Genomic DNA, 297 nt, shown 5'->3' on the forward strand with positions numbered 1-297 from the left:
GCCGTGCAGGGAGGACCACCACTTGCCGGCTGGCAGATTCGACACGAACCGTTCCCAAATTGAACGCAATATGAGCAGGGATGCAAATGTTTTTCTGCACGTCCTAAACAAAATCAAAACCGCGCGGGTCAGCGCTGGCCCCGAATATTGTCCGGGCATCAGAATTCGCCCGATCGTCTTGCTCCGCCAATTGATCGCCGCCGCTATTTTTCCGTTGCGCTCTGTCGAATGCTTTCTATGATGCGCCTCTTCGAATTTGTCTGAGGTATGTGCCTGGTGTCTCCCACTCCCTTACGT

1 protein-coding gene is annotated in these 297 nt (G+C 53.9%); it reads left to right on the forward strand.

Features of this window, described 5'->3' with window-relative positions:
* Positions 1 to 241: hypothetical protein (locus tag ACZYTC_RS34365; protein ID WP_488991772.1), on the forward strand; the 241-nt coding region annotated here is incomplete at its 5' end.
* Positions 242 to 297: the final 56 nt, after the last annotated feature.

This window comes from Labrys sp. F242 (genome assembly GCF_057813875.1).